This window comes from Ornithinibacillus californiensis, assembly GCF_001038485.1.
GTDB lineage: Bacteria > Bacillota > Bacilli > Bacillales > Amphibacillaceae > Ornithinibacillus > Ornithinibacillus californiensis.
Window position 1 is genome coordinate 1 of the sequence record NZ_LDUE01000016.1, and the last position, 7,119, is coordinate 7,119.

Annotated in this window: 5 protein-coding genes; 2 read left to right on the forward strand and 3 right to left on the reverse strand. The window is 38.7% G+C overall.

Going from position 1 to position 7,119, the window contains the following annotated elements:
• Positions 1 to 401 precede the first annotated feature (401 nt).
• The gene (gene acsA / locus TE34_RS03810; protein ID WP_047983508.1) at positions 402 to 2,117 is read left to right on the forward strand and encodes an acetate--CoA ligase; all 1,716 of its coding nucleotides are present in this window, start codon (positions 402 to 404) and stop codon (positions 2,115 to 2,117) included.
• A 48-nt stretch (positions 2,118 to 2,165) separates the two neighbouring features.
• Here acsA and TE34_RS03815 read toward each other — a convergent pair whose 3' ends face one another.
• Both TE34_RS03815 and TE34_RS03820 read right to left on the reverse strand, forming a co-directional pair.
• Positions 2,166 to 3,455: a glycoside hydrolase family 18 protein gene (locus TE34_RS03815; protein ID WP_047983509.1), complete on the reverse strand. Its 1,290-nt coding sequence runs from the start codon at positions 3,453 to 3,455 to the stop codon at positions 2,166 to 2,168.
• A gap of 180 nt (positions 3,456 to 3,635) precedes the next feature.
• Complete coding sequence (locus TE34_RS03820; protein ID WP_047983510.1) at positions 3,636 to 4,169, reverse strand: cysteine hydrolase family protein; 534 nt, start codon at positions 4,167 to 4,169, stop codon at positions 3,636 to 3,638.
• An 87-nt stretch (positions 4,170 to 4,256) separates the two neighbouring features.
• Here TE34_RS03820 and tadA point away from each other — a divergent pair, with 87 nt between their 5' ends.
• Positions 4,257 to 4,721, forward strand: a complete 465-nt coding sequence (gene tadA / locus TE34_RS03825) for a tRNA adenosine(34) deaminase TadA (protein WP_047983511.1) — start codon at positions 4,257 to 4,259, stop codon at positions 4,719 to 4,721.
• Positions 4,722 to 5,676: 955 nt separating this feature from the next.
• Here tadA and TE34_RS20550 read toward each other — a convergent pair.
• A complete protein-coding gene (locus tag TE34_RS20550) occupies positions 5,677 to 6,939 on the reverse strand; it encodes a transposase (RefSeq protein WP_157037574.1) in 1,263 nt (420 codons plus the stop codon).
• Between the last annotated feature and the right edge of the window lie 180 nt (positions 6,940 to 7,119).

Below are 7,119 nucleotides of genomic sequence, written 5' to 3' on the forward strand. Positions count from 1 at the left end.
TGAGACTGGGACATAACTATTTTATCAAAAAGTAAAACCGAACTATCTGTTTATGGGTGCATATACCACGCTCCGGAAATATACTTCGCTTTCCGCGGGCGGCTGGTGAGCCTCCTCGCTCGTTCCGAGCTGCGGGGTCTCACCTATGCCTATCCTCCCGCAGGAGTCTCCGTATATTTCCGGAGCTGAATGGTGCATAGTTCGGTTTTTTCATTGTTTTTTTTTGTTATGTCCCAACCTGTTTTTGGTTATTTAGCACTAATTGCATAAAAATTCTATCAAATTAGTAATAAATACTTTAAAAAAGTCACAAAATGTTCTAAAATACTATTAAACATTTCAAATATTTCATAATTAATCAAATGTAACCGATTCCAAATTTTACAGACGAGGTGATAAGGATGGATATGCAACGTATACCAGCAAGAGAAGGAAGTTATAATCTACAGAACTATAAAGAACTACGAGCAACGTTTCAATGGGAAGATGTACATAAACACTTTTCTTGGAATGAGACAGGGAAAGTAAATATTGCTTATGAAGCAATTGACCGACATGCAGAAAATCCCGCTTTGAAAGATAAAGTTGCCCTACTGTACTCCGCACCAGGGAGAGAAGAATCCTTAACCTTTTCGGATATTAGTAAGCAAAGTAACCAATTTGCCAATGTGCTTAAGAAATATGACATCGAAAAGGGCGACCGAGTATTCCTGTTTATGCCTAGAAGTCCAGAATTCTATGTGAGTTTATTTGGAATATTAAAAACCGGCGCTATTGCAGGACCTTTATTTGAGGCATTTATGGAGCAAGCAGTTCGCGATCGTTTACAAGATAGCTCTGCTAGAATATTGATTACAACGCCAGATTTGTTAGAGCGCGTTCCGCAAGATGAACTACCAGATTTAGAAAAAATCATTTTAGTTGGAAACCGTCATGAAAAATCAGATAAATATATTGATTTCTTTGAGGAAATGGAAGCGGCAAGTGACAAATTTGACATTGAATGGGTCGATTTAGAGGACGGGATGTTAATCCACTATACATCTGGCTCAACTGGGAAGCCAAAGGGTGTTTACCATGTTCATAATGCTATGATTCAGCATTATGTTACTGGGGAATGGGTACTTGATTTAAAAGCGGATGATGTGTATTGGTGTACCGCTGATCCAGGCTGGGTAACGGGTACTAGTTATGGTGTGTTTGCTCCATGGTTACACGGGGTGACGAATGTGATTCGTGGTGGCCGCTTTACGCCAGAGGATTGGTATGGCACGTTAGAAAAACACAGTGTATCCGTTTGGTATACTGCTCCAACAGCGTTACGTATGCTTGTAAGTGCTGGAGAAGACCTTGTGAAAAAGTACGATTTCTCTTCCCTTCGTCACCTCATGAGTGTTGGCGAACCATTGAATCCAGAAGTAGTTACATGGGGATTAAAAGCGTTTAACTTACGCATTCATGATACATGGTGGATGACAGAAACTGGTGCACAATTAATTGTAAACCTTCCGTCAGAAGAAATTCGTCCTGGCTCCATGGGTAAACCAATTCCGGGAATTGAAGCAACAATTGTTGATAATGAAGGAAATGAAATTCCACCAAATCAAATGGGTAACCTAGCCATTAAAGCAGGTTGGCCATCCATGATGCGTGCGGTATGGAATAATCCAAGTAAATATGAAAGCTATTTTATTAATGGCTGGTATGTATCTGGTGATAGTGCCTATCGCGACGAAGATGGGTACTTCTGGTTCCAAGGCCGTTTAGATGACGTAATTAACACATCCGGTGAGCGTGTCGGACCGTTTGAGGTGGAAAGTAAATTAATTGAACATCCAGCTGTAGCAGAAGCGGGTGTTATCGGAAAACCAGATCCACAGCGTGGTGAAATAATAAAAGCGTTTATTACGTTGAATCCTGGTTATGAGAAGTCCGATGAATTATTAGAAGATATCCGTGTATTTGTGAAAACAGGATTAAGTGCACATGCGGCACCACGTGAAATCGAAGTACGTGATTCTATTCCGAAAACAAGAAGCGGAAAAATCATGCGCCGCTTGTTAAAATCTTGGGAGTTAGGATTGCCTACTGGCGATACGTCTACATTAGAAGCTTAATAGAAATCCTCCAGTTTTTAAACTGGAGGATTTTTGTATGGAATCTATTCAATCTGCCTTCGTAATCGTGAAATTATCTTGAAGCAATAACCAGTTCTGAGGAAACGCAAGACCGAGCTTCCAATAACTAATTCCGCGAAGTCCCAATTCCTTAATCATGTCAAACTTAGCTTGAATAGAGCGGGCATCCTCGAACCAAACTTCATGTTCTTTTCCTTCTTCATCCCAATAGTTAAAGTATGGTGCTTGCGCTGTCGTATCGTATTGGATTGGAACATTATACTGACGAGCAAGAGCTATCGCCTGTTGCGGGCTTACCGCACGGGCATACTCTCCTCCTTCAACATATGGTAGTGTCCAATCATATCCGTATAGATTTTGGCCGAGTAAAATTTTACTTGGTGGCATTTCGGTTAAGGCATAGTCTACTACTCGACGAACCTGGTCAATTGGTGAAACTGCCATCGCTGGACCGCCACTATAGCCCCACTCATACGTCATCAACACAACAAAATCAGCTACAGAACCGTGTGCCCCATAGTCATGGGCTTCATACCAGGCCCCCTCTTGTGTAGCACTAACTTTAGGTGCGAGGGCAGTAGACATGAGAATTCCTTCTTGTGACAAGCGCTCTTTTGCTTTGGTTAAAAAGGTACTATAGGCATCTCGATCCTCAGGTGGCAAAAATTCAAAGTCAAAATGAACATCGGTAAAACCAACTTCTTTTGCCGTGTTCACAATATTATCGAGTAATCGGTTTTGCACTTCTTGAACCGTAACAACTATATGCCCGAGCTCCGCACTAAAGGCACCTTCCTCTAGGGTTGTAATAACCATCATTAGATTGGCATTATTGGCATCAGCAATCGCTTTGAAATTATTGAGTGGTGGGGCTTGTAAACTTCCGTCTCGGTTTACTTGATAACTAAATGGTGCAAGGTAGGATAGGTATGGAGTATTTTTTCTTGCGGCGTTTTCAATTGCTTGGGATACAGTTCCACCAATTGGTTCCACATAGGCATTAGCAATAATCTCCGGTTTAGGACCTGGTGGAATATATAAGCGTAAGCCTACATTTAATGAACCATTCACAGGAATATTATTGATGCGAGCTAGTTCTTGATAGGAAATACCAAATCGCTGTGCAATGGTATATAAACTATCCCCTGGTTGAACGAAATAAAACTGACCAACAATTGGAATGACTAGTGCTTGCCCTACAACAAGTTGCCCCGGTGCATCTAATTCATTGGCATTGATTAATGCATTTACCGTGGTACCGTATGTACCGGCAATAGAAAATAGGGAATCACCTTGGCTGACTACGTGAATCTGCATAGTCTCCCTCCTTAAAGAATCAAATTTAGAAAACTCATATTCGCGTACATGTGCGAACGATTTAGTTATACATATGCAAACAGGAAAGATTGTGATACTAACCTATTTGCTCTGTCTAAATTTGAGCGTGATAGATATATCTAATTACCACTCTATGAAGGGAGGCATGTACGTTATGCGTTAGATTGGGTCGATATTTGCTTTCATGACAGAATGCAATAAATAAAGTGCATAATCATTTCCTTCCTTCACTTCAGAAGCCATACAGTTCTTAGGTACATGCATGGAGTACTGATACATATAAGCATCTTTTGCTGTAAAGAGAACACAGATGTCACCTGCGATACCAGAAATAATGAGATGCGTCCTGTTTAAATCCTGTAGAAGTGATTGTAAAGGTGTTTGGTAAAAAGCAGAGTGCTGTGGTTTAATAAGAAAGAAATCATTCGGATTTGGTTTTATCTTCTCCATAATGTGTTCATTTGCATCGTTCGTACAGTAGTCGATAATCTTTGCTTGATCGTATTGCCAAAGGCGATAATGGTCATTGATATAAATGATAGGAAGTTGTTGAATTTCGGCAAATTGACGTAGCTTCAAGATGTTTGGCAAGATTTCCTCCGTATGGGAGAGGAGTTTTTCTCCACCTTCAAATTGGAAGTCATTGATCAAATCTATAAACAATACTGCAGTATTTGATAGTTGCTTATCCAATGAATGAAACCTCCTTGTACCGGTGAATGATTATTATTGATAAAATATATACAGATTATGCAATAGGAATAGAGAGATGTGATAAAAATGAACGATGAATACTATATGAATATAGCTATTGAGCAAGCTGAAAAAGCTAAGAAAATAAATGAAGTCCCTATCGGTGCAATCATCGTTTATAAGGATGAAGTGATTGCTTCTGGATTTAATGTGCGGGAGCAAGTCCAAGAAACATTGTCCCATGCAGAGTTAATTGCGATTCAAGAAGCGAATAAAAAAATAGGTAGTTGGCGTTTGGAAGATTGTACATTATATGTAACGTTAGAACCATGTCCGATGTGTGCGGGTGCCATAGTGCAATCAAGGATTAAACGAGTCGTTTATGGTGCAACTGATCCAAAGGCAGGTTGTGCAGGTACTTTAATGAATTTGTTGGATGATGATCGATTTAATCATCAAGTGGAAGTAACAGCTGGTGTGTTAGAGAAAGAGTGTAGTCAGCTTTTATCTAACTTTTTTAAAGCTTTACGAGAGAAGAGAAAAAGAAAATGAAAACGGGAAGAAGCCAAACATCATTTCACCAGCAATTATCGATCCAAATGAATAATGGGAAGGTACCAAACATCATTTCACTTGCAATTAATGATCTAAATGAATAATGGGAAGAAGCCAAACATCATTTCGCCAGCAATTAATGATCTAAATGAATAATGGGAAGATGCCAAACATCATTTCGCCAGCAATTATCAATCTAAATGAATAATGGGAAGGTGCCAAACATCATTTCGCCAGCAATTAATGATCTGAATGAATAATGGGAAGATGCCAAACATCATCTCGCCAGCAATTAATGATCTAAATGAATAATGGGAAGGTGCCAAACATCATTTCACCAGCAATTAATGATCTAAATGAATAATGGGAAGGTGCCAAACATCATTTCACCGCAATTAATGATCTAAATGAATAATGGGAAGGTGCCAAACATCATCTCGCCAGCAATCACCAATCCAAATGAATAATGGGAAGGTGCCAAACATCATTTCACCTGCAATCACCAATCCAAATGAATAATGGGAAGGTGCCAAACATCATTTCACCAGCAATCACCAATCTAAATGAATAATGGAAAGGTGCCAAACATCATTTCACCAGCAATTATCGATCCAAATGAATAATGAGAAGAAGCCAAACATCATTTCACCAGCAATTATCGATCCAAATGAATAATGGGAAGAAGCCAAACATCATTTCACCTGCAATTATCGATCCAAATGAATAATAAAAAGGCACTAAACATCATTTTATCTATCCATTACATTAACCTTCCAAATAATCTCATCAGCGAGTTTTGAGTTTCCGCAAAACGTAAAAAAATCAACCTTTGATTATGAACTACGACAAAAATACAGAAGAGTCTAAAGTATTTAGCCAAAAAAAGGAATTTTGGCGTCCTCAAAGAGAGCCTATCCAAGGCTCTTTTAAAAATTTAGTTTTTAGGGTCTTTTTAGCTAACCAATTTTAATTCTAACTGACGAGGAAAGTTATGGCGTATTCGAAACCAACCCTGAACTCCTTCCCTGGCATAGGCCAATGTCGACAAAATACCCTCTGCAAGCTGATAATAATAAAATTGAATATCTTTACGGAGTGCTTTGGCATTTTCAATAAGCTGACGTGATAGCCTGCTGGTGCTCATTTTATCGGCAAGAAGGCCTAATAAACCAATCGCATATGTTAATAATTGATTGAGATTATTAATGGATGTCAAACTCCTGACGCGGAAATCTTCAAATCCAAAATGTTGTTTCTTAAAACGGAAATATTCTTCAATACGCCATCTCGACATGTAGGTCCTTACGATGTGAATGGCATCTTCTTTACTTTGGATTACCTTGTTCGTAGCTAACATCATTGGCGTTTTCCCAAGCCCATAAACGAGGATAAGACTAATTGGATTTTTACTGGCAGTGACTTTTATATTCAAATGGCTAATGTACACCGTCTCTTTTTTCTGTTTTCCATCTTCACTAAACAGTAAGGTAGTTTTAATTTTCCCTTTCCGTGAATCCCTAAGTACAGCGGCTTTAAACCATTTTCCTTTCCAAAACAATTTTCGATTTTCCTTCAAACGGATAATGAAGTCTTGTTTTTGTTTATGCATGAAATGAAACAGTGCATTCATATCATAACCGCGGTCAAATACGAATGTAGCTCTTGATTTCAAACTGGAAATGACTTGATTTAAACCTTCAAATAGTACTTCATTTGTAGATTTATAATCTTTTTCTTTCGATGAATGAATATGGGAAAACAAACTGACAGGTTGCTTCTTCTTAGTCGTCAATCCGACCATTTCCGTTACTAGGTAGCCCTTTTCAATTTTATTGTCTTTTGAAGAACCGTCTCGCACTTCACCAAGGGCTTCAAACTTTTCACCATGGGGTTTAATCACATCGGAATCATCCACTAGAATTACTGGGTGCTCCCCTAAAGCCTTTGTGACCTTTTGTGTATAGTTTTCTTGGATTTCTGGAGATAGCGTACGCCCAAGGTTTTGACTGAGCCGATCAATGGTATTTTTAATGCGGATTGGCTCATTTAAAGCTGTAGCTATATTCTTAAGGATTGTACTTCCGGACCTTAATATACCGTAAATTGATTGGGTTACAAACTTGGATTCAACCCGACGATTACCTGGCACCAAACCTTTTGAAAAATTAACAACTTCCCGTTTCGTAGCGTACACATCTGTGGTAGAATTAAACATGAAAAACCCTCCTATAGATTTGTTTAGTATCTTTTTGGCTGTCTACTAAAATTATACTAAACCTTGGTGGGTTTTTCCTTGTTTTCCCCTAAAATTGCCACTTTTCATTACTTTCTGAACTGGATTTTCACTTTATCTCTTCTTTTATGTCACTTTCTAATATTTTTGCGGAAACTCAAA

Coding starts and splice junctions, on each gene's coding strand:
- TE34_RS20550 (WP_157037574.1), bottom strand. CDS start 6,939: ATGTTTAATTCTACCACAGATGTGTACGCTACGAAACGGGAAGTTGTT.
- tadA (WP_047983511.1), top strand. CDS start 4,257: ATGAACGATGAATACTATATGAATATAGCTATTGAGCAAGCTGAAAAA.
- TE34_RS03815 (WP_047983509.1), bottom strand. CDS start 3,455: ATGCAGATTCACGTAGTCAGCCAAGGTGATTCCCTATTTTCTATTGCC.
- acsA (WP_047983508.1), top strand. CDS start 402: ATGGATATGCAACGTATACCAGCAAGAGAAGGAAGTTATAATCTACAG.